At 69.9% G+C, this 22,157-nt stretch carries 19 protein-coding genes; 4 read left to right on the top strand and 15 right to left on the bottom strand.

Annotation, left to right across the window (positions count from 1 at the left end; genetic code table 11):
* Window positions 1-77: 77 nt before the first annotated feature.
* The 14 genes from nuoN to QOM21_RS19810 all read right to left on the bottom strand — a co-directional run bounded on the left by nuoN (window position 78) and on the right by QOM21_RS19810 (window position 16,350).
* Window positions 78-1,694, bottom strand: coding sequence for an NADH-quinone oxidoreductase subunit NuoN (gene nuoN / locus QOM21_RS19875; RefSeq protein WP_407555731.1), 1,617 nt, complete (start codon window positions 1,692-1,694; stop codon window positions 78-80).
* 32 nt (window positions 1,695-1,726) lie between these two features.
* Window positions 1,727-3,406, bottom strand: a complete 1,680-nt coding sequence (locus QOM21_RS19870; protein ID WP_407551899.1) for an NADH-quinone oxidoreductase subunit M — start codon at window positions 3,404-3,406, stop codon at window positions 1,727-1,729.
* A 3-nt stretch (window positions 3,407-3,409) separates the two neighbouring features.
* Window positions 3,410-5,353 (bottom strand): NADH-quinone oxidoreductase subunit L, encoded by a 1,944-nt coding sequence (gene nuoL, locus QOM21_RS19865; RefSeq protein WP_407551897.1) that lies wholly within the window; start codon window positions 5,351-5,353, stop codon window positions 3,410-3,412.
* Between the two features lie 13 nt (window positions 5,354-5,366).
* Window positions 5,367-5,666, bottom strand: a complete 300-nt coding sequence (gene nuoK / locus QOM21_RS19860; RefSeq protein ID WP_393892757.1) for an NADH-quinone oxidoreductase subunit NuoK — start codon at window positions 5,664-5,666, stop codon at window positions 5,367-5,369.
* Window positions 5,663-6,532: an NADH-quinone oxidoreductase subunit J gene (locus QOM21_RS19855; RefSeq protein ID WP_407551895.1), complete on the bottom strand. Its 870-nt coding sequence runs from the start codon at window positions 6,530-6,532 to the stop codon at window positions 5,663-5,665. Before QOM21_RS19855 ends, nuoK begins: the two co-directional genes overlap by 4 nt.
* Entirely contained in the window at window positions 6,529-7,146 is a 618-nt protein-coding gene (gene nuoI, locus QOM21_RS19850; RefSeq protein WP_407551894.1) for an NADH-quinone oxidoreductase subunit NuoI, read from the bottom strand. The genes QOM21_RS19855 and nuoI overlap by 4 nt, the downstream gene beginning before the upstream one ends.
* Entirely contained in the window at window positions 7,139-8,551 is a 1,413-nt protein-coding gene (gene nuoH, locus QOM21_RS19845) for an NADH-quinone oxidoreductase subunit NuoH (RefSeq protein ID WP_407555730.1), read from the bottom strand. Before nuoH ends, nuoI begins: the two co-directional genes overlap by 8 nt.
* Window positions 8,551-11,058, bottom strand: a complete 2,508-nt coding sequence (locus tag QOM21_RS19840; RefSeq protein ID WP_407551892.1) for an NADH-quinone oxidoreductase subunit G — start codon at window positions 11,056-11,058, stop codon at window positions 8,551-8,553. The genes nuoH and QOM21_RS19840 overlap by 1 nt, the downstream gene beginning before the upstream one ends.
* Window positions 11,055-12,437 carry an NADH-quinone oxidoreductase subunit NuoF gene (gene nuoF, locus QOM21_RS19835; protein WP_407551890.1) on the bottom strand — a complete coding sequence of 461 codons (1,383 nt, stop codon included), beginning with the start codon at window positions 12,435-12,437 and terminating at the stop codon, window positions 11,055-11,057. The genes QOM21_RS19840 and nuoF overlap by 4 nt, the downstream gene beginning before the upstream one ends.
* Window positions 12,437-13,258: an NADH-quinone oxidoreductase subunit NuoE gene (nuoE, locus tag QOM21_RS19830; protein ID WP_407555729.1), complete on the bottom strand. Its 822-nt coding sequence runs from the start codon at window positions 13,256-13,258 to the stop codon at window positions 12,437-12,439. Before nuoE ends, nuoF begins: the two co-directional genes overlap by 1 nt.
* A gap of 17 nt (window positions 13,259-13,275) precedes the next feature.
* A complete protein-coding gene (locus QOM21_RS19825; RefSeq protein WP_407551888.1) occupies window positions 13,276-14,598 on the bottom strand; it encodes an NADH-quinone oxidoreductase subunit D in 1,323 nt (440 codons plus the stop codon).
* A gap of 91 nt (window positions 14,599-14,689) precedes the next feature.
* Entirely contained in the window at window positions 14,690-15,430 is a 741-nt protein-coding gene (locus QOM21_RS19820) for an NADH-quinone oxidoreductase subunit C (RefSeq protein ID WP_407551886.1), read from the bottom strand.
* Window positions 15,427-15,981, bottom strand: a complete 555-nt coding sequence (locus QOM21_RS19815) for a NuoB/complex I 20 kDa subunit family protein (RefSeq protein WP_407551885.1) — start codon at window positions 15,979-15,981, stop codon at window positions 15,427-15,429. Before QOM21_RS19815 ends, QOM21_RS19820 begins: the two co-directional genes overlap by 4 nt.
* Window positions 15,982-15,990: 9 nt before the next feature.
* Window positions 15,991-16,350 carry an NADH-quinone oxidoreductase subunit A gene (locus tag QOM21_RS19810; protein ID WP_030262580.1) on the bottom strand — a complete coding sequence of 120 codons (360 nt, stop codon included), beginning with the start codon at window positions 16,348-16,350 and terminating at the stop codon, window positions 15,991-15,993.
* A gap of 724 nt (window positions 16,351-17,074) precedes the next feature.
* Between QOM21_RS19810 and QOM21_RS19805 the strand changes: the two genes are divergently transcribed.
* From QOM21_RS19805 to QOM21_RS19795, 3 genes are all read left to right on the top strand, one after another.
* A complete protein-coding gene (locus QOM21_RS19805) occupies window positions 17,075-17,869 on the top strand; it encodes a C40 family peptidase (RefSeq protein WP_393892765.1) in 795 nt (264 codons plus the stop codon).
* 363 nt (window positions 17,870-18,232) lie between these two features.
* Window positions 18,233-19,072 carry an ATP nucleotide 3'-pyrophosphokinase gene (locus tag QOM21_RS19800; protein WP_407551882.1) on the top strand — a complete coding sequence of 280 codons (840 nt, stop codon included), beginning with the start codon at window positions 18,233-18,235 and terminating at the stop codon, window positions 19,070-19,072.
* 510 nt (window positions 19,073-19,582) lie between these two features.
* The gene (locus tag QOM21_RS19795) at window positions 19,583-20,146 is read left to right on the top strand and encodes a hypothetical protein (protein ID WP_407551880.1); all 564 of its coding nucleotides are present in this window, start codon (window positions 19,583-19,585) and stop codon (window positions 20,144-20,146) included.
* A gap of 64 nt (window positions 20,147-20,210) precedes the next feature.
* Here the strand turns inward: QOM21_RS19795 and QOM21_RS19790 are convergent, their stop codons facing one another.
* Window positions 20,211-21,524 carry a geranylgeranyl reductase family protein gene (locus QOM21_RS19790; RefSeq protein WP_398553520.1) on the bottom strand — a complete coding sequence of 438 codons (1,314 nt, stop codon included), beginning with the start codon at window positions 21,522-21,524 and terminating at the stop codon, window positions 20,211-20,213.
* A gap of 104 nt (window positions 21,525-21,628) precedes the next feature.
* Between QOM21_RS19790 and QOM21_RS19785 the strand changes: the two genes are divergently transcribed.
* The gene (locus QOM21_RS19785) at window positions 21,629-22,138 is read left to right on the top strand and encodes a GNAT family N-acetyltransferase (protein WP_407551878.1); all 510 of its coding nucleotides are present in this window, start codon (window positions 21,629-21,631) and stop codon (window positions 22,136-22,138) included.
* Window positions 22,139-22,157: the final 19 nt, after the last annotated feature.

Here is a 22,157-nt window from a genome sequence, read left to right as displayed (position 1 = left end):
CGGCCGCCGCCCGGCACCCCTCGGGGTCCCGGGCGGCGGCCGTCCGTCTGCGCGTGGCCCGCGGCGGCGGGCGGTCCTCAGCGGACGAAGACCCCCGCCTGGCCTGCCAGATCCAGGAAGTACTGCGGCGCCAGGCCGAGCACCAGGGTGACCGCGACCCCGATCGCGATGGCCGTCGTCGTCAGCGGGCTGGGCACCGCGACCGTCGGGCCGTCCGCCTTCGGCTCGCTGAAGAACATCAGCACGATCACCCGGATGTAGAAGAACGCGGCGATCGCCGACGAGAGCACACCCACGACGACCAGCCAGCCCGCGCCGCTCTGCGCCGCCGCCTTGAACACCGCGAACTTTCCGGCGAAGCCGGACGTCAGCGGGATACCGGCGAAGGCCAGCAGGAAGACGGCGAAGACCGCGGCCACCAGCGGCGAACGCCGTCCGAGCCCCGCCCACTTGGACAGATGTGTGGCCTCGCCGCCCGCGTCCCGCACCAGGGTGACCACGGCGAAGGCGCCGAGCGTCACGAAGGAGTAGGCGGCGAGGTAGAAGAGCACCGACGAGACGCCGTCCTCGCTGGTGGCGATGACACCGGCGAGGATGAAGCCGGCGTGCGCGATGGAGGAGTACGCCAGCAGCCGCTTGATGTCGGTCTGGGTGATCGCGACGATCGCACCGCCCAGCATCGTGACGATCGCGACGCCCCACATCACCGGCCGCCAGTCCCAGCGCATGCCCGGGAGGACGACGTACAGCAGGCGCAGCAGCGCACCGAAGGCCGCGACCTTGGTGGCCGCCGCCATGAAGCCGGTGACCGGGGTCGGGGCGCCCTGGTAGACGTCCGGGGTCCACATGTGGAAGGGGACCGCGCCGACCTTGAACAGCAGGCCCATCAGCACCAGCGCCGCGCCGATCAGCAGCAGCGCGTCATTGCCCATCGTCCCGGCCAGCGCCGGATCGATCTGCTTGGCGCCGTCCGCGACGACCTCGGCGATCCCGGCGTAGGTGACCGTGCCGGAGTAGCCGTACAGCAGGGCGATGCCGAACAGGAGGAAGGCGGAGGAGAACGCACCGAGCAGGAAGTACTTCACCGCCGCTTCCTGCGAGAGCAGCCGCTGACGGCGGGCCAGCGCGCACAGGATGTACAGCGGGAGGGAGAAGACCTCCAGCGCGATGAACAGCGTCAGCAGGTCGTTGGCCGCCGGGAAGACCAGCATGCCGCCGACCGCGAAGAGCGCGATCGGGAAGACCTCGGTGGTGGTGAAACCGGCCTTGACCGCGGCCCGTTCCGCCTGTCCGCCCGGCACCGCGGCGGCCTGGGCAGCGAAGGAGTCCACCCGCTTGCCGTGCGCCGCCGGGTCGAGCCGGCGCTCGGCGAAGGTGAAGACGGCGACCAGGGACACCAGCAGGATCGTGCCCTGCAGGAACAGTGCGGGCCCGTCGACGGCGATGGCGCCCATCGCGGCGACGTGGGCCTTGGACGAGCCGAAGCCGCCGGCGGCCAGACCGATCACCGCGGCGAACCCTGCTGCCAGCGCCACCACCGACAGCAGCAGCTGGGCGTAGTAGCGGCTGCGGCGCGGCAGGAACGCCTCGAACAGGACCCCGACGACCGCGGCGCCGAGGACGATCAGGGTGGGCGACAGCTGGGCGTATTCGATGTGCGGCGCGGGAATCCTGCCCGGCGCCTCGGCCGCCATTGTCCACAGGCTGTGGACACTTGCCACGGAACTCACTTCGCGGCCTCCACGTCTTGATCACGCGCGGCGTGGCCGTGGCCTCCGCCGGGCACGGCGTCCACCCGCACAGCGGGCTTGGGGTCCTTCTTGTCCACGACGGACAGGGTGTGGTCCACCGCCGGGTTGACGATGTCGGTGAGCGGCTTGGGGTACACCCCGAGGAAGAGCAGCAGCGCGATCAGCGGCGTGACCACCACCAGCTCGCGGACCTTGAGGTCCGGCATGCCCCGCACCTCGGCCTTCACCGGCCCGGTCATCGTCCGCTGGTAGAGGACGAGGACGTAGAGCGCGGCGAGGACGATGCCGGCCGTGGCGATGATGCCGATGACCGGATAGCGGCTGAACGTGCCTACCAGGACCAGGAATTCACTGATGAACGGTGCAAGGCCGGGCAGTGAGAGGGTCGCGAGCCCGCCGATGAGGAAGGTGCCCGCGAGGACCGGGGCGACCTTCTGGACACCGCCGTAGTCCGCGATCAGACGCGAGCCCCGGCGGCTGATCAGGAAGCCTGCCACCAGCATCAGCGCGGCCGTCGAGATGCCGTGGTTGACCATGTAGAGCGTCGCGCCGCCCTGGCCCTGGGAGGTCATCGCGAAGATGCCCAGCACGATGAACCCGAAGTGGGAGATGGAGGCGTAGGCGATCAGACGCTTGATGTCCCGCTGGCCGACGGCGAGCAGCGCGCCGTAGATCACGCTGATCACCGCGAGGACCAGGATGACCGGGGTGGCCCAGCTGCTGGCCTCGGGGAAGAGCTGGAGGCAGAAGCGGAGCATCGCGAACGTGCCGACCTTGTCGACGACCGCGGTGATCAGCACCGCGATCGGCGCGGTCGACTCGCCCATGGCGTTGGGCAGCCAGGTGTGCAGCGGCCACAGCGGCGCCTTCACCGCGAAGGCGAAGAAGAAGCCGAGGAAGAGCAGCCGTTCGGTGCCCGTGCCGAGGTCCAGCCGGCCGGACGCCCGCGCCTCGACGATCTGCTGCAGCGAGAAGGTGCCGGTGCCGAGCTGGTCGGCGGTGGCGGCGTACAGCCCGATCACCGCGGCCAGCATGATCAGGCCGCCGACGAGGTTGTAGAGCAGGAACTTCACCGCGGCGTACGAGCGCTGGGTGGCGGCCTGCTCCTCGCCGTGTTGCCCGGCGCGGTCCCCGAAGCCTCCGATGAGGAAGTACATCGGGATCAGCATGGCTTCGAAGAAGATGTAGAAGAGGAAGACGTCGGTGGCCTCGAAGGAGATGATCACCATCGCCTCGACGGCCAGGATCAGCGCGAAGAAGCCCTGGGTGGGCCGCCAGCGCCGGCTCGCCTCCGCCGCGGCCGCGTCGTCGCCCGGCGCGGTCTCCAGCGGGTCGGCGTCATGCCACCCCGCCAGGATCACGAACGGGATCAGCAGGGCGGTCAGCGCGATCAGGGCGACCGCGATGCCGTCCACACCGAGTTCGTAGCGGACTCCGAAGTCGCTGATCCAGGCGTGTGATTCGGTCAGCTGGAAGGGGCCTTCGGCCCCGGGCCGAAACCGGACCGCGATCACGACGGCCAGCACGAAGGTGGCCAACGAGAACAGCAGCGCCAGCCATTTGGCCGCGGTGCGCTTGGCGGCGGGCACCGCGGCGGTGGCGATCGCTCCGATCGCCGGCACCACGGCGGTCGCCGTCAGCAGAGGAAAGGACATGGCTCAGACACCCCTCATCAGCAGGGTCGCGGCGACGAGCACGGCGGCCCCGCCCAACATCTGGACTGCGTAGGAGCGGACGAAGCCGGTCTGCAACTTGCGCAGCCTGCCGGAGAGTCCGCCCATCGTGGCCGCCGTGCCGTTGACCGCGCCGTCCACCAGGGAGTGGTCGAGGTAGACGAGCGTGCGGGTGAGATGCTCGCCGCCCCGCACCAGGACGACGTGGTTGAAGTCGTCCTGGAGCAGATCGCGGCGGGCGGCCCGGGTCAGCAGCGAGCCGCGCGGGGCGAGGCCCGGGACGGGCTTGCGGCCGTACATCAGCCAGGCGATGCCGACGCCGATGAGCATGACCACGACCGTGGCGGAGGTGACCGCGGTGGCACTGAGCGGCGAGTGGCCGTGCTCGAAGGAGGTGACCGGCTCCAGCCACTTCACAAAGACTTCGTTGATGCTGAACAGCCCGCCGGCGAAGACCGATCCGAAGGCCAGCACGATCATCGGGATCGTCATGGTCTTCGGGGACTCGTGCGGATGGGGGGCGGTGTACTCGCCGCTCGTCTGCGCCGCGGACTCGGCGGACTCGGCCGGCGACGGGGTCGGCGCCTTGCGCCAGCGCTCCTCGCCGAAGAACGTCATCAGCATCACCCGCGTCATGTAGAACGCGGTGATCGCGGCGCCCAGCAGGGCCGCGCCGCCGAGGATCCAGCCCTCGGTGCCGCCCTTGGCGAAAGCCGCCTCGATGATCTTGTCCTTGGAGAAGAACCCGGACAGGCCCGGGAAGCCGATGATCGCCAGATAGCCGAGGCCGAAGGTGATGAAGGTGATCGGCATGTACTTGCGCAGGCCGCCGTAACGGCGCATGTCTACCTCGTCGTTCATCCCGTGCATCACGGAACCGGCGCCGAGGAAGAGGCCCGCCTTGAAGAAGCCGTGGGTGACCAGGTGCATGATCGCGAAGGCGTAACCGATCGGGCCGAGGCCGGCGGCCAGCACCATGTAGCCGATCTGCGACATCGTCGAACCGGCCAGTGCCTTCTTGATGTCGTCCTTGGCGCAACCGACGATCGCACCGAAGAGCAGCGTGACCGTGCCGACCACGACGACGGCCGTCTGGGCGTCCGGGGCGGCGTTGAAGATCGCTCCGGAGCGGGTGATCAGATACACGCCGGCGGTGACCATCGTGGCGGCGTGGATCAGGGCCGAGACCGGGGTCGGGCCCTCCATCGCGTCCCCCAGCCAGGACTGCAGCGGCACCTGCGCCGACTTGCCGCAGGCGGCCAGCAGCAGCATCAGCCCGATGGCCGTCAGCGTGCCCTCGCCGGTTTCGCCGGTCGCGGCGAGCACCGGCCCGAAGGCGAACGTCCCGAACGTCGTGAACATCAGCATGATCGCGATGGACAGGCCGACGTCACCGACGCGGTTGACGAGGAACGCCTTCTTGGCGGCGGTGGCCGCGCTGGGCTTGTGCTGCCAGAAGCCGATCAGCAGATACGAGGCGAGGCCGACGCCCTCCCAGCCGACGTACAGCAGGAGGTAGTTGTCCGCGAGGACGAGCAGCAGCATCGCCGCGAGGAAGAGATTGAGGTAGCCGAAGAAGCGGCGTCGCCGCTCGTCGTGCTCCATGTAGCCGATCGAGTAGAGGTGGATCAGGGATCCGACCCCGGTGATCAGCAGGACGAAGGTCATCGACAACTGGTCGAGCTGGAAGGCGAGGTCGGCCTGGAAGCCGCCGACCGGGATCCAGCTGAACAGGTGCTGGTGCAGGGCACGGTCCTCGGCGCCCTTGCCGAGCATGTCGGCGAAGAGCACCACCGCGACGGCGAAGGACGCGGCCGCCAGGAGCGTGCCGATCCAGTGGCCGGCGCGGTCGAGTCGTTTGCCGCCGCACAACAGCAGGGCCGCACCGACCAGCGGTGCCGCGACAAGCAGCGCGATCAAGTTCTCCACTTTGTGCGACCCCTTACAGCTTCATCAGGCTGGCGTCGTCGACCGAGGCCGTATGACGGGTGCGGAAGATCGACACGATGATCGCCAGGCCGACCACGACCTCGGCCGCGGCGACGACCATCGTGAAGAACGCGATGATCTGGCCGTCCAGATTTCCGTGCATCCGCGAGAAGGCCACGAAGGCGAGATTGCAGGCGTTCAGCATCAGTTCGATGCACATGAACACCACGATGGCGTTCCGCCTGATCAGCACCCCGGCCGCGCCGATGGTGAACAGCAGGGCGGCGAGATAGAGGTAGTAGACCGGGTTCATTTCTTGGCCTCCTCCTTCGGCGAGGCGGCGCCCGGTCCCGAGGTCCTGGGAGCCTCGGGCTCGGAATCCCGCTCCAGCCACTCCTCGGAGCGCCGCTCCAGCGCCTTCAGTTCGGCGAGCGACTCACCCGAGACATCGCGGATCTGGCCGCGCTGGCGCAGTGTCGGGCTGACGGTCAGGTCGGATGTGGTGCCGTCCGGCAGCAGCCCGGGGATGTCCACCGCGTTGTGCCGGGCGTAGACACCCGGGGCGGGCAGCGGCGGCACCTGCTTGCCTTCCCTGACCCGCGCCTCGGCCTGCTCGCGCTGGGTCTTGGCACGCTCCGTGCGCTCCCGGTGGGTGAGCACCATGGCGCCGACGGCCGCCGTGATCAGCAGCGCGCCGGTGAGCTCGAAGGCGAAGACGTACTTGGTGAAGATGAGTGCGGCCAGGCCCTGTACGTTGCCGCCGGCGTTGGCCTCGCCGAGGCCGTTGAACTCCTTGAGCGAGGCGTTGCCGATGCCCGCGATGAGCAGGATGCCGAAGCCGATGCCCACACCGGCGGCGAGCCAGCGCTGGCCCTTGAGCGTCTCCTTGAGGGAGTCGGCCGCGGTGACACCGACCAGCATGACGACGAAGAGGAACAGCATCATGATCGCGCCGGTGTAGACCACGATCTGCACGACGCCGAGGAAGTACGCCCCGTTGGCGAGGTAGAAGACCGCCAGGATGATCATGGTCCCGGCGAGCGACAGGGCACTGTGCACGGCCCGCTTCATCAAGATCGTGCACAGCGCGCCGAGGACGGCGACGATGCCCAGGATCCAGAACTGCACGGCCTCCCCCGTCGAGGTCGTGGAAGCCGCAGCGGCGGCCAGGGAGTTCATCGCTCGGTCACCTCCCGCGCCGCGGGCTCGTCCGGACCGGTCGTGGCGGCGGCTTCCTGCGGCGCCTCCCCCTTGGAGACGGCGGTCTGCCGGACGGTGCCGGGCGCGGCCTCGGTCACCAGACCGTTGTAGTAGTCCTTCTCCGTCATGCCGGGGAAGATCGCGTGCGGTGAGTCGACCATCGTGTCCTGCAGGCCCGCGAGCAGCTCTTCCTTGGTGTAGATGAGCGAGGTGCGGGACCTGTCGGCGAGTTCGTACTCGTTGGTCATGGTCAGTGCGCGGGTCGGGCAGGCCTCCACGCACAGGCCGCACAGAATGCAGCGCAGGTAGTTGATCTGGTAGACGCGGCCGTAGCGCTCCCCCGGGGAGTAGCGTTCCTCCTCGGTGTTGTCCGCGCCCTCGACGTAGATCGCGTCCGCCGGACAGGCCCAGGCGCACAGCTCGCAGCCGATGCACTTCTCCAGCCCGTCCGGATGGCGGTTGAGCTGGTGCCTGCCGTGGAAGCGGGGCGCCGTCGGCTTCTTCTCCTCCGGGTACTGCTCGGTCAGCCGCTTCTTGAACATGGCCTTGAAGGTCACGCCGAAGCCGGCCACGGGGTTCTGGAACTCAGGCACCGTCGCCCCCCTTTCCATCGATTCCGTTTCCGTCACTGACAGTGCCCACTCCGCCACTGACAATCAACTCGCGCTCCTCGCCCGTCGCCCGGGAGGACCCCCAGCGGGGCCGTCGGCGCGGCACGGGAGGCAGGCTCTGTCCGGGCAGCGGGGGTACGGGGAAGCCACCGGCCATCGGGTCGAAGACACCGTCGCCGTCCGTCTCCTCCTCCTTCTCGCCGCGTCGGAAGAAGTCCACGACGAGCGAGACCAGCAGCAGGGCGACCGCGGCCCCGGCGACGTACAGCACGATCTCCTGGAACTGGTAGCCCTCGTTCTTCAGCGCCCGGACGGTCGCGACGAGCATCAGCCAGACCATCGAGACCGGAATGAGGACCTTCCAGCCCAGCTTCATGAACTGGTCGTAGCGCACCCGCGGAAGGGTGCCGCGCAGCCAGATGAAGAAGAACAGCAGCAGCTGGACCTTGATGACGAACCAGAGCAGCGGCCACCAGCCGTGGTTGGCGCCTTCCCAGAAGGCGGTGATCGGGTACGGGGCCCGCCAGCCGCCCAGGAAGAGCGTCACCGCCACCGCGGAGACGGTGACCATGTTGATGTACTCGGCGAGCATGAACATCGCGAACTTGATGGACGAGTACTCGGTGTTGAACCCGCCGACGAGGTCGCCCTCGGACTCCGGCATGTCGAACGGCGCGCGGTTGGTCTCGCCCACCATCGCGACGATGTAGATGATGAAGGACACCGGCAGCAGGAGGACGTACCACTTGCTCTGCTGCGCCTCCACGATCGTCGAGGTCGACATCGACCCGGAGTAGAGGAAGACCGCCGCGAAGGAGATACCCATCGCGATCTCGTAGCTGATCATCTGCGCGCACGAGCGCAGACCGCCGAGCAGCGGGTACGTCGAGCCCGACGACCAGCCGGCCAGCACGATGCCGTAGATGCCGATGGAGGCCGTCGCCAGGATGTAGAGGATGCCGATCGGCAGGTCGGTGAGCTGCATCGGGGTGCGCTGACCGAAGATCGAGATCTCATTGTCCGCGGGGCCGAACGGGATCACCGCGACGGCCATGAAGGCCGGTACGGCCGCCACGATCGGCGCGAGGATGTAGACGACCTTGTCGGCCCGCTTGACGACCAGATCCTCCTTCAGCATCAGCTTGATGCCGTCGGCGAGGGACTGGAGCATGCCCCAGGGGCCGTGCCGGTTGGGCCCGATGCGCAGCTGCATCCAGGCCACGACCTTGCGCTCCCAGACGATGGAGAAGAGCACCGTCAGCATCAGGAACGCGAAGCAGAAGACCGCCTTGATGACGACGAGCCACCACGGGTCGCGGCCGAACATCGACAGGTCTTCCTGCGCCAGCGCCGTTCCCGCGACGGCCAGTTGATCGAGCCGCTCCATCATGCGTCCCCTTCCTCAACCGGCTCCGGCGTACCGGCGACGGCGGAGACCTTCACCAGGTCACCGGGGCGCGCCCCGGTGTCGGCGGCCACGCCACCGCCCACGGAATTCAGCGGCAGCCACACCACCCGGTCGGGCATCGGTGTGACCTGAAGAGGCAGCCGCACCGAGCCGGCCGGCCCGGTGACCGCCAGCAGGTCGCCGTCCTTGACGCCGCTCTCCTGCGCGGTGGCCTGCGACATCCGGGCCACGGCGGGATGCCGGGTGCCGGCCAGCGCCTCGTCGCCCTCCTGGAGCCGGCCCCGGTCCAGCAGCAGCCGGTGCCCGGCGAGGACCGCCTCGCCCGGTTCCGGGCGGGGCAGCGGACGTCCGGTCTCCAGCGGCTCACCGGCGTACGGTCCGCTCCAGCCGCCGAGCCGGTCCAGCTCGCGGCGTACCGAGCGGATGTCGGGCAGCGCGAGGTGCACGTCGAGGGCGTCGGCGAGCATGTGCAGGACGCGGGCGTCCGGCAGCAGGTGCCTGCGGGTCATCTGGTCGGGCTTGAGTGCGGCCTCGAACAGCCGCGCCCGGCCCTCCCAGTTGAGGAAGGTGCCGGCCTTCTCGACCACGGCCGCCACCGGCAGGACCACATCGGCCCGCTCGGTGACCGCCGAGGGCCGCAGCTCCAGGCTGACCAGGAAGCCGACCTCGTCCAGCGCGGTCGTCGCGCGGGCCGGGTCCGGCAGGTCCGCGATCTCGACGCCGGAGACCAGCAGTGCGCCGATCTCGCCGGTGGCCGCGGCCTCGATGATCTGGCCGGTGTCCCGGCCGTGCCGGTGCGGGAGCGCCGCCACACCCCAGGCCGCGGCGACCTCGTCGCGCGCCCGCGGGTCGGTGGCCGGCCGGCCACCGGGCAGCAGTCCGGGCAGCGCGCCGGCCTCGATGGCGCCCCGTTCACCGGCCCGCCGGGGAATCCACACCAGTTCGGCGCCGGTGGCGGACGCGGCACGGACCGCGGCGGTCAGCGCACCGGGCACCGAGGCCAGCCGCTCCCCGACGACGATGACCGCGCCCTCGGCCCGCAGCGCTTCGGCGGCGACCCGCCCCTCGCCCTCCAGGCCGACGCCGCCCGCGAGCGCGTCCAGCCATTCGGTCTCGGTGCCGGGCGCGGCCGGCAGCAGCGTCCCGCCGGCCTTGATCAGTCCGCGGGAGGCGTAGGGCGCCAGGCCGTAGGTGCGCTGCCCGCTCTTGCGGTGTGCCTTGCGCAGCCGCAGGAAGACGCCCGGGGCCTCCTCCTCGGCCTCGATACCGGCCAGCAGTACGGCCGGTGCCTTCTCCAGCGAGGTGTAGGTGACACCCCCGCCGTCCAGGTCCCGGCCGCGGCCGGCGACCCTGGCCGCCAGGAAGTCGGCTTCCTCCGCGCTGTGCGGCCGCGCCCGGAAGTCGACGTCGTTGGTGTCCAGGGCGACCCGGGCGAACTTGGCGTAGGCGTAGGCGTCCTCGACGGTCAGCCGGCCGCCGGTCAGGACACCGGTGCGCCCCTTGGCGGCCGTCAGACCGCGGGCGGCGGCCTCCAGGGCCTCCGGCCAGCTCGCCGGCTCCAGTTCACCGGACTCCGCGTTGCGGACCAGCGGGTGCTCCAGCCGGTCGCGCTGCTGCGCGTAGCGGAAGCCGAACCGCCCCTTGTCGCAGACCCATTCCTCGTTGACCTCGGGGTCGTTCTGCGCCATCCGCCGCATGACCTTGCCGCGCCGGTGGTCGGTGCGGGTCGCGCAGCCGCCCGCGCAGTGCTCGCACACCGACGGCGAGGAGACCAGGTCGAAGGGGCGGGAGCGGAAGCGGTAGGCGGCCGAGGTGAGCGCGCCGACCGGGCAGATCTGGATGGTGTTGCCTGAGAAGTACGACACGAACGGGTCGCCCTCGCCGGTGCCGACCTGCTGGAGGGCACCGCGTTCGAGGAGTTCGATCATCGGGTCGCCGGCGATCTGGTTGCTGAAACGGGTGCAGCGCGCGCACAGCACGCACCGCTCACGGTCCAGCAGCACCTGCGTGGAGATCGGCACCGGCTTCTCGAAGGTGCGCTTCTTGCCCTCGAAGCGCGACTCCGGGTCGCCGACCTGCATCGCCTGGTTCTGCAGCGGGCACTCGCCGCCCTTGTCGCAGACCGGGCAGTCCAGCGGGTGGTTGATCAGCAGCAGTTCCATCACACCGCGCTGGGCCTTCTCGGCCACCGGGGAGGTGAGCTGCGACTTGACGACCATGCCGTCGGTGCAGGTGATGGTGCACGAGGCCATCGGCTTGCGCTGGCCCTCGACCTCGACGATGCACTGCCGGCAGGCGCCGGCCGGGTCGAGCAGCGGGTGGTCGCAGAAGCGCGGGATCTCGATGCCGAGGAGTTCGGCGGCGCGGATGACCAGCGTCCCCTTGGGGACGGAGATCTCGATGCCGTCGATCGTCAGGGAGACGAGGTCTTCCGGCGGGATCGCCGCCTCGCCACCCCCGTTGGGGGCATTTGTCGTGACGGTCATGCATTCACCCCCAGGTGAGCGTTGTGGTCCGCCCAGACGGTCGACTTGGCGGGGTCGAAGGGGCAGCCCTTGCCGGTGATGTGCTGCTCGTACTCCTCGCGGAAGTACTTGAGCGAGGAGAAGATCGGCGAGGCGGCGCCGTCGCCGAGGGCGCAGAAGGACTTGCCGTTGATGTTGTCGGCGATGTCGTTGAGCTTGTCGAGGTCGTCCATCCGGCCCTTGCCGGCCTCGATGTCGCGGAGCAACTGCACCAGCCAGTAGGTGCCTTCGCGGCAGGGTGTGCACTTGCCGCAGGACTCGTGCGCGTAGAACTCCGTCCAGCGGGTCACCGCGCGCACCACGCAGGTGGTCTCGTCGAAGCACTGCAGTGCCTTGGTGCCGAGCATCGATCCGGCCGCGCCGACGCCCTCGTAGTCGAGGGGGACGTCGAGGTGCTCGTCGGTGAACATCGGGGTGGAGGAGCCGCCGGGCGTCCAGAACTTCAGCCGGTGGCCGGCCCGCATGCCGCCGCTCATGTCCAGCAGCTGGCGCAGGGTGATGCCCAGCGGGGCTTCGTACTGGCCGGGGTTGGTGACGTGGCCGCTGAGGGAGTAGAGCGTGAAGCCCGGGGACTTCTCGCTGCCCATGGACCGGAACCAGTCCTTGCCGCGGTTCATGAGCGCGGGAACCGAGGCGATGGACTCGACGTTGTTCACCACGGTGGGGCAGGCGTAGAGGCCCGCCACCGCCGGGAAGGGGGGACGCAGCCGGGGCTGTCCGCGCCGGCCTTCGAGCGAGTCCAGCAGCGCGGTTTCCTCACCGCAGATGTAGGCGCCCGCGCCCGCGTGCACGATGACATCGAGGTCGAGCCCCGAGCCGAGGATGTTCTTGCCGAGGTAGCCCGCCGCGTACGCCTCGCGCACGGCCTCGTGCAGCCGCCGCAGGACGGGCACGACCTCCCCGCGCAGGTAGATGAAGGCGTGGTTCGACCGGATCGCGTGGCAGGCGATCACGATGCCCTCGATGAGGGAGTGCGGATTGGCGAAGAGGAGCGGGATGTCCTTGCAGGTCCCGGGCTCCGATTCGTCGGCGTTGACGACGAGGTAGTGCGGTTTGCCGTCGCCCTGCGGGATGAACTGCCACTTCATGCCGGTCGGGAAGCCCGCGCCGCCGCGGCCGCGCAGGCCGGCGTCCTTGACGTAGGCGATGACGTCGTCCGGCGGCATGGCGAGCGCCTTGCGCATGCCCTCGTATCCTTCGTGCCGCCGGTAGGTCTCCAGCGTCCAGGATTCGGGCTGGTCCCAGAAGGCGGACAGCACCGGCGTGAGGAGCTTCTCGGGGCTGACCTCTCCCCCGACCTCGGGCCCGGCGGTACCGCCGTTCTCGGCTGCCACGGTCATCACTCCCCCTCCTCGGCTGCGGGCCCGGCCGGGTGGTGCGGATCGGAGGCCGAGGTCTCTTGTGGTGCGTCGTGCGAGCTGGGGTGCGTGGGCCGCTGCTGCCCCTTGGGGTGGTCGGCGGTGCGCGGGGAGATGACGTGGTCCGCGCCGCGTCCGGGGGCGCCTTCCCCCTTGGCCAGGCGCAGCCCGATCAGGGAGGCGGCGCCCGCCCCGCCGGACGCCTCGACGGCACCGGGCCGCTCGTCGGGGAACCCGGCGAGCATCCGCGCGGTGTCCTTGTACGTGCACAGCGGCGCGCCCCGCGTGGGCTCGACGGCCCGTCCGGCACGCAGGTCGTCGACCAGCTGCTTTGCGCTCTGCGGGGTCTGGTTGTCGAAGAATTCCCAGTTGACCATCACGACGGGCGCGAAGTCGCAGGCGGCGTTGCACTCGATGTGTTCGAGCGTGACGGCGCCGTCGTCGGTGGTCTCGCCGTTGCCGACGCCGAGGTGTTCCTTCAGCTCGTCGAAGATGGCGTCGCCGCCCATCACCGCACACAGGGTGTTGGTGCAGACCCCGACCTGGTAGTCGCCGCCCGGCTTGCGCCGGTACATGGAGTAGAAGGTCGAGACCGCCGTGACCTCGGCCGTGGTCAGGCCGAGCTGTTCGGCGCAGAAGCGGACACCGGTGCGGGTGACGTGCCCGTCCTCGGACTGCACGAGGTGCAGCAGCGGCAGCAGCGCGGAGCGCGAGTCGGGGTAGCGGGCGATCACCTCTTTGGCGTCGGCCTCCAGCCGGGCGCGTACGTCTGCCGGGTAATCGGGGGCGGGGAGCTGTGGCATCCCCAAACTGACGTCGCTCACCGGTCGACGCCTCCCATCACGGGGTCGATGGATGCGACGGCGACGATGACGTCGGCGACCTGGCCGCCTTCGCACATGGCCGCCATGGCCTGGAGGTTGGTGAAGGACGGGTCGCGGAAGTGCACGCGGTAGGGGCGGGTGCCGCCGTCGCTGACGACGTGCACCCCCAGCTCGCCCTTGGGCGACTCCACCGCGGTGTACGCCTGCCCCGGCGGGACCCGGAAGCCCTCCGTCACCAGCTTGAAGTGGTGGATCAGGGCCTCCATCGAGGTGCCCATGATCTTCTTGATGTGGTCGAGGGAGTTGCCGAGTCCGTCCGGCCCCATGGCGAGCTGGGCGGGCCAGGCGATCTTCTTGTCCGCGACCATCACCGGTCCCGGCTCCAGCCGGTCCAGGCACTGCTCGACGATCCGCAGCGACTGGCGCATCTCCTCCAGCCGGATCAGGAACCGGCCGTAGGAGTCGCAGGTGTCGGCGGTCGGCACCTCGAAGTCGTACGTGTCGTAGCCGCAGTAGGGCTGGGTCTTGCGCAGGTCGTGCGGCAGTCCGGCGGAGCGCAGCACCGGGCCGGTGGCGCCGGTGGCCAGGCAGCCGGCCAGGTCGAGGTGGCCGATGCCCTCCATCCGGCCCTTGAAGACGGGGTTGCCGGTGGCGAGCTTGTCGTACTCGTGGAGGTTCCTGCGCATCGTCTTGATGAAGGCGCGCACCTGGTCGACGGCGCCCGCGGGCAGGTCCTGCGCCAGTCCGCCGGGGCGGATGTAGGCGTGGTTCATTCGCAGGCCGGTGATCAACTCGTAGATGTCGAGGATGAGCTCACGGTCGCGGAAGCCGTAGATCATGATCGTGGTGGCGCCCAGCTCCATGCCGCCGGTGGCGATGGCCACCAGGTGGGAGGAGAGCCGGTTGAGCTCCATCAGGAGCACGCGGATGACGGTCGCCCGGTCGGGCACCTGCTCGGTGATGCCGAGCAGCTTCTCCACGGCCAGGCAGTACGCCGTCTCGTTGAAGAAGGGGGTGAGGTAATCCATCCTCGTGACGAAGGTCGTGCCCTGGGTCCACGTGCGGTATTCGAGGTTCTTCTCGATGCCGGTGTGCAGATAGCCGATGCCGCAGCGGGCCTCGGTGACGGTCTCGCCGTCGATCTCCAGGATCAGCCGGAGCACGCCGTGCGTGGAGGGGTGCTGCGGCCCCATGTTGACGATGATCCGCTCGTCGTCGGACTTGGCGGCCGCCGCGGCGACCTCGTCCCAGTCGCCGCCGGTGACGGTGTAGACCGTGCCTTCGGTCGTCTCGCGGGGCGTTGCGTGCGAGGTACTCATCGGGCTCCTCCTCGCGGTGCCGATACCGACGGCCCGTGCCACGTGGGAGTTTCCTGCTGGAACGGGGGTCGCCCCCCGGGGAAAGGCAGCATCAGCTGTACGACCTCCGCTGGTCGGGAGCCGGGATCTGGGCGCCCTTGTACTCGACGGGGATGCCGCCGAGCGGGTAGTCCTTGCGCTGCGGGAAGCCCTGCCAGTCGTCGGGCATCATGATCCGGGTGAGCGCGGGGTGGCCGTCGAAGACGATGCCGAAGAAGTCGTAGGTCTCGCGCTCGTGCCAGTCGTTGGTCGGATAGACCTCCACGAGCGAGGGCACGTGCGGATCGGCGTCGGGCGCGGAGACCTCCAGCCGAATGAGCCGGTTGTGGGTGATCGAGCGCAGGTGGTAGACGGCGTGGAGTTCGCGCCCCTTGTCGCCGGGGAAGTGCACCCCGCTGACGCCCGTACAGAGCTCGAAGCGCAGTGCCGGGTCGTCGCGCAGGGTCCTGGCGACGGTGGGCAGGTACTCCCGCTCGATGTGGAAGGTGAGCTCGTCGCGGTCCACGACCGTCTTGTCGATGACGTTCTCGGGGACCAGGCCCTGCTCGTCGAGCGCGCCCTCCAGCTCGTCGGCGACCTCGTCGAACCAGCCGCCGTACGGCCGGCCGGTGGCGCCGGGCAGCCGGACGGAGCGGACGAGCCCGCCGTATCCGGAGGTGTCGCCGCCGTTGTTCGCGCCGAACATGCCGCGGCGGGTGGCGATGAGGTCGCCGGCGTCCTCGCGTGGTGCCGGGACGTTGTCGTCCTGGTCCTCGGGGGTGCCGGGACCGTCGGCGTTCTTCGGATCGGTCACCGCAGCAGCCCCTTCATCTCGATCAGCGGGAGCGCCTTGAGTGCCGCTTCCTCCGCCTCGTGGGCCGCCTCCCGCTGGTTGACCCCGAGCTTGGTGTCCTGGATCTTCTGGTGCAGCTTGAGAATGGCGTCCATCAGCATCTCGGGGCGCGGCGGGCAGCCGGGCAAATAGATATCCACCGGGACGATGTGATCAACACCCTGCACAATGGCGTAGTTGTTGAACATTCCGCCCGACGAGGCGCAAACCCCCATGGAGATCACCCACTTCGGGTTCGGCATCTGGTCATAGACCTGCCGCAGCACGGGCGCCATCTTCTGGCTCACCCGGCCGGCCACGATCATCAGATCCGCCTGCCGCGGCGACCCGCGGAAGACCTCCATGCCGAAGCGGGCGAGGTCGTAGCGCCCGGCGCCGGTCGTCATCATCTCGATGGCGCAGCAGGCCAGTCCGAAGGTCGCGGGGAAGACCGAGGATTTGCGCACCCAGCCCGCGGCCTGCTCGACAGTGGTCAGCAAAAAGCCGCTCGGCAGCTTCTCTTCAAGTCCCATGGGTGACCCCTAGTCCCATTCCAGGCCGCCACGACGCCATACATAGGCGTAGGCGACGAAGACGGTGAGCGCGAAGAGCAGCATCTCGACGAGCCCGAACAGCCCCAGGGCGTCGAAGGTGACGGCCCAGGGATAGAGGAAGACAATCTCGATATCGAAGACGATGAACAGCATCGCCGTCAGGTAGTACTTGATCGGGAAGCGACCGCCGCCGGACGGCTGGGGGGTCGGCTCGATTCCGCACTCGTACGCCTCGAGCTTGGCCCGGTTGTAGCGCCTGGGTCCGACGAGCGTGGCCATGACGACAGAGAAGATCGCAAAGCCTGCCCCGAGGGCTCCCAGTACGAGGATGGGCGCGTAAGCGTTCACCGTCCTCGCTCCCTTCAGTCGACGATGACTGGATGGCGGTCCGCTCGGGCCGTGTGGCCGCCCCGTGGAGATCGTGCACATGTGAGGCAGTTCACAAGCCCGAACCGCCTGCATCTTATGCCCGTCGGTCTGTGATCTGCGACACGGGGTACGACAACGCCTTTGTGATCTCCACCACCCGACGAACGATCATGAAGTCGGATGAGCGGTGATCTTCATACGTGAAGCGCGCGAGTGATCACGAGAGGTGACATTCACCCGGGTTACCGCTGGTCAGAGGGGCAGCGTCACTATCAAGCCGTGTGCGGTGCAGGCAAATTGGCGCTGGACGGGGTCAACTGCTATAGGGGTTCCACCCGCTGGGGAGGCCCGCCGTGACCCGACCGTGATCATCGGTACGTGCCCGCATTCACGAGCGGTCGCGCCACCCGCGGGTCACGGGAACATAACGGACACTCAAGAGTGACCTATCCCACGAGGTTTCGACCTCTAAGTCCTTGACGGCTGGGAAGCCTTGGCGTGGCGGATGGCCAGGTGATAAGTGCCGTCGGACCCCGCATCGAGCTGCAAATGCCATGCGTAGGTGCATGATCGCGAAATTCGGACATCGCGGCGGCGGGTCAACGGGCAGCCAAAAGTCCCTTTTGTTCATCGCGTACGCGTCAAGTGTGGTGCACTCCACCTTTGTTGGCAGCAACCTTCGGCTCCTGATAGCCGTGGTGCCATGTCCCCGAACGCACTCATACCCAGCCACCGGAAGCCCCGCCGTTCCGCGTCCTCGCGGGCACTGCGTGCGGGCGTGACCGGTGGCATCCTCACCCTCGCGGTGTCCGGCGCGACCCTGCCGGCCAACGCCGCCGAGAAGCCCGTCTCCGAAACCCAGGAGATGCCCACCATCACGACGGCGCTGGCGACCAGCGCCGCCAAGAGCGCCGACGCCGCCCAGCAGGTCGCGTTCAGCTACGAGCGCCAGGCCCTGCAGGACAGCGCCGTCTCGCACGCCGCGAAGGCCGCGAAGAAGAACCAGGCCGTCGCCGAGAAGAAGGCCGAGGCGAAGAAGAAGGCCGAGGAGGCTCGCAAGGCCAAGGAGGCCGCCGAGGCCCGCGCCTCGCGCTCCTCCGAGCGTTCGACGCTGTCCGCCTCCCTCTCGACGTCCAACGCCACCGGCAGCACCGCGACGCTGGTCTCCTTCCTGAAGGCCCAGCTCGGCAAGGCGTACGTGATGGGCGCCAGCGGCCCCTCCGCGTACGACTGCTCCGGCCTGACCCAGGCCGCCTTCCGCCAGATCGGCGTCGACCTGCCGCGCGTCTCGCAGGACCAGTCGACCACCGGCACCCAGGTCGGCCTCGACAACCTCCAGGTCGGCGACATCCTGTACTGGGGCAGCGCGGGCAGCGCCTACCACGTCGGCGTCTACGTCGGTGACGGCAACTTCATCGGCGCGCAGAACTCCAGCACCGGCATCGTCGAGCGTCCGCTGGACTACGACCAGCCGACCGGCGCCGTGCGCGTGCTCTGAGGCGTTGCAGACTCTCCGGCACCTGCTTCACCTGAGGCGCTCGCTCGGCCTCGACCGGCCGAAGCAGCCGCGCCGAATGCCCCGTCCGCGGCGCCGGCCGCCGTCGGCCGCATCGACGGACCGCTGAAAGGACCGCCCCTCCCGCCGCTCGGGAGGGGCGGTCCTTCGTGCGCTCCGGGGACCGGCGCGCGGCGCTCGGCGTCCGATTTGCGCCGTACAGCGCCATGTTCCGGCCACGTACCGCACGGCCGCCGCGTGTACATCTCTCCACAGACGGTGCACATCGTTCACTTCTCCTACAAGCCGCACAAATGCCACTTCGGCACCCGCGGTACCCCGTAGCGAGAGGGACCCCGCACTCCGATGAACACGCATCGCCTCACCCGGCGCCTCGTCACCCGTGCCGCGACGGCCGCCGCGCTGGCCTCCGCCCTCGGCCTCGGCGCCGTCCACACCGCGACCGCTTCCGTCGCGGTCGCCTCGCCGCCCACCGGGGCCGCGGCCCCGCGGTCCGCCCCCGCGGCGGACCGGCCGGCCACCGACCCGGACGGCGGCTGGCACCAGGACGGGCTGGAGCTGACCGCCGCCGACAACCAGAAGGTCGACGCGTTCGTCACCCGGGCACGCCAGGCCGAGCGCTCGATCAGCCCCCGGATCCGCGCCGCCGCGGAGCTGAGCGACGCCCGGCTGATCGGCTTCGACCAGCGACTGAAGTCACCCGACTCGCTCAAGCGCAAGGTCGCGACGGCGATGCGCGAGGCCCCGGGGCAGACGGTGGACAGGTCGCTCGCCGCGATCAACGACGCCGTCCGCTTCACCCTGCAGTGGCCCGCCGACGAGTACAGCACCGGCGTCACCACGGCGGCCGGGCTGCTCTCCGCGTGGGGCAACGACAGCACCCGCTGGTCCAACACCTGGCACCGCAAGGCGGGCTACAAGGCGATCAACTCCGCCTGGCGCGCGCCCCGCTCCGGCCAGCTCTTCGAGGTCCAGTTCCACACCCCGCAGAGCAAGGCGGCCCAGCTGGAGACGCACAAGCTGTACGAGGAGCAGCGGCTGCCCGGCACCCCGCCGGAGCGCGCACGCGAACTTCAGGAGCAGCAGAACGCCATCTTCGCGGCGGTCCCCGTACCGGAGGGCGCCGAACAGCTGACCGGGCCGAACGGACGCCGGTCGGCTCCGGCGTCCGTTCCCGTGGGCTGACGCCCGGCGGGTATTCAGTCTCCGTACGGCGCCCCTTCGGACCTGGGCGCCGTACGCTCCCGAGGGCTCTCCGCCGGCGTCACCGGCTCGGGTACGCCGGCCGCCCGCATCGCGGTCCCGGAGCGACGGCTCCTGCGCGACGGCCTGCCCTCGTGCCCATCCGAGCCGGCCGCCGTCCTCGGCGACCCGCGGCCGCCAAGCCGGAAACCGCTCCGCCCGGCCCCTCCCCGGCCTCGTCGCTGCCCGTCCACCGCCCGCGCCACGCCGACAGTGCGCCCTTTCTCCCGCGCATCCGGGGATGCGCCGAACGGGCGGACCGCCCGCTGCCCGCGACACGCGGTCCGACATGCGCGAACGCTCCTCTGCAGGCCCTTCGGTCACCGGTCCGTGGCCGCTCCTTCCCACGGTTCGACATGCGTGACGCGACCGGCTCCTTTGACATGGCATCAGGAAAAGAACGCCCCACGGCTGCGGGCCCGCCTCCGCAGCGTCCTTCTTGGAGGGAACCCGATGCGTCTCGTCAGCCGCACTCTGGCCGCGTCCGCGCTCGCCGTCGTGGCACTCGGCACGGCCGTCCCGCTCGCGCTCGCCGATCCGGTCGGCGAGGTCAGCCCGTCCGCCGCGGTCAGCCCCGCGGCCGTCGGCCCCGGGGGCACCATCACCGTCACCGTGCTGTGCGGACGGCGCGGCGGCCACCCGCCGGAGACCATCACCGGTCACGGCCAGGTCCTGACCCGTGGCAGCGTCCAGCTGACGCGCCGGGACGCCAACGGCACCTACACCGGCTCCGGCCGCGTCACCGACAAGATCGCCGGCAACCAGGACCGCGCGGGCGAGAGAGCCGTGTGGGCCATCGACGGCACCTGCCCCGGCGGCAAGTCCTGGAGCGCCACGGTCCGCCCCCAGGTGACCACGTCGCACGCCGGGAGCCCGCACGGCGCGATGCAGGCCGGCGCCGGCGGCGCCGCCGGGAACGCCGACCTCACCATGATCACCGCGGGCTCCACCGCCCTCGCCGCCGCGGCCTGCGGCTGCTACCTGCTGGCCCGCCGCCGCTCTCGCGAGGACGGCTGACCAGGCCCCGGCCTCGGCAGAGGCCCGCCGGGGGCGGCGGTGACGCCCCCTCGGCGGGCCCGCGTCACGCCTTGGGGGCGACCTTGCTGAGGCCGTTGATGATGCGGTCCATCGCGTCGCCGCCCGTGGGGTCGGTGAGGTTGGCGAGCATCTTGAGGGTGAAGCGCATCAGGAGCGGGTGGGTCAGACCGCGCTGGGTGGCGATCTGCATGACCTTCGGGTTGCCGATCAGCTTCACGAAGGCGCGGCCGAGGTTGTAGTAGCCGCCGTAGGTGTCCTTGAGGATCTTCGGGTAGCGGTGCAGGGCCAGCTCGCGCTGCGCGTAGGTCTGCCGGGCGTGGGCCTGCACGATGACCTCGGCGGCGATGCTGCCGGACTCCATGGCGTACGCGATGCCCTCGCCGTTGAAGGGGTTCACCAGGCCGCCGGCGTCGCCGACGAGGAGCAGGCCCTTGGTGTAGTGCGGCTGGCGGTTGAAGGCCATCGGCAGGGCCGCGCCGCGGATCGGTCCCGTCATGTTCTCCGGGGTGTAGCCCCAGTCGGCGGGCATCGAGGCGCACCAGGCCTTGAGGATCTCCCGCCAGTCCAGCTCCTTGAAGGAGTTGGAGGTGTTCAGGACACCGAGACCGACGTTGCTCGTGCCGTCGCCCATGCCGAAGATCCAGCCGTAGCCGGGGAGCAGGCGGTCCTGGGCGCCGCGGCGGTCCCACAGCTCCAGCCAGGACTCCAGGTAGTCGTCGTCGTGCCGGGGCGAGGTGAAGTAGGTGCGGACCGCGACGCCCATCGGGCGGTCCTCGCGGCGGTGCAGCCCCATCGCCAGGGAGAGGCGGGTGGAGTTGCCGTCGGCCGCGACGACGAGCGGGGCGTGGAAGGTGACCGGGGTCTTCTCCTCGCCGAGCTTGGCGTGCACGCCGGTGATGTGGCCGGTCAGCTCGTTGATGATCGGGGCGCCGACGTTGCAACGCTCGTGGAGCCGCGCGCCCGCCTTCTGCGCCTGCCGGGCCAGCTGCTCGTCGAAGTCGTCGCGCTTGCGGACGAGTCCGTAGTCGGGGAAGGAGGCGAGATCCGGCCAGTCGAGCTGCAGGCGGGAGCCGCCACCGATGATGCGCAGGCCCTTGTTGCGCAGCCAGCCCGCTTCCTCGGAGATGTCGATGCCCATCGCGACGAGCTGCTTGGTCGCGCGCGGGGTCAGGCCGTCACCGCACACCTTCTCGCGGGGGAACGCGGTCTTCTCCAGAAGGAGCACGTCCAGACCGGACTTGGCGAGGTGGTAGGCGGTGGCCGAGCCGGCGGGGCCGGCACCGACGACGATCACATCCGCGCTGTGCTCCGATCGGGGCGTGGTCACGGACTCGGTCACGGACGCGGGCTCGGTCACGGGGGGTCTCCCGGAAGTCGATATCTGGATATCTGGGTGCCGACGGGCACTGGGCACATGCAGTCTATGGGGGCCTTGGTGATCAGAACCTGAAGGGTTGGCCGATGAATACACCGCTCCCCGCCGTCGAACTGCGGGTGCCCACCGAGGAGGACGCGTGGCACTGGCACCACGTCTTCAACGACCCCGACGTCATGGAATTCCACGGCGGCAAGGCGGCCGAGCTGTCGGTCTACGAGGAGCTCACCGCACGCCAGCGCAGACACCACGCGGAACGGGGGTTCTGCTTCTACACCTTGCTGGATCCGGCGGACGGCGCGGTCATGGGGTTCACCGGCGCCCAGCCCTGGCCGGGTGACTGGGGCCCGGTCGGCGAGATCGAGATCGGCTGGCGGCTGGGCCGCGCGTACTGGGGCAAGGGCTACGCCACGGCCGCGGCACAGGCGGCGCTCGTTTCCGTACGGAAGGCCGGCGTACGGGAGGTGGTGGCGATGGTGGATTCCCGCAACGAGCGCTCCCTCGCGGTGACCCGGCGACTGGGCATGCGGCTCGCGGAGACGCTGCGCACGCCGACGGGGGAACGGACGGCCTACTGCCACCGGTTGGACGTCTGAGGTCCCTCGGGCTGTCGGC

The organism is Streptomyces sp. Pv4-95 (assembly GCF_045782725.1).
Taxonomy (GTDB): Bacteria; Actinomycetota; Actinomycetes; order Streptomycetales; family Streptomycetaceae; genus Streptomyces.
This window is presented reverse-complemented; position numbering and strand designations above follow the sequence as displayed.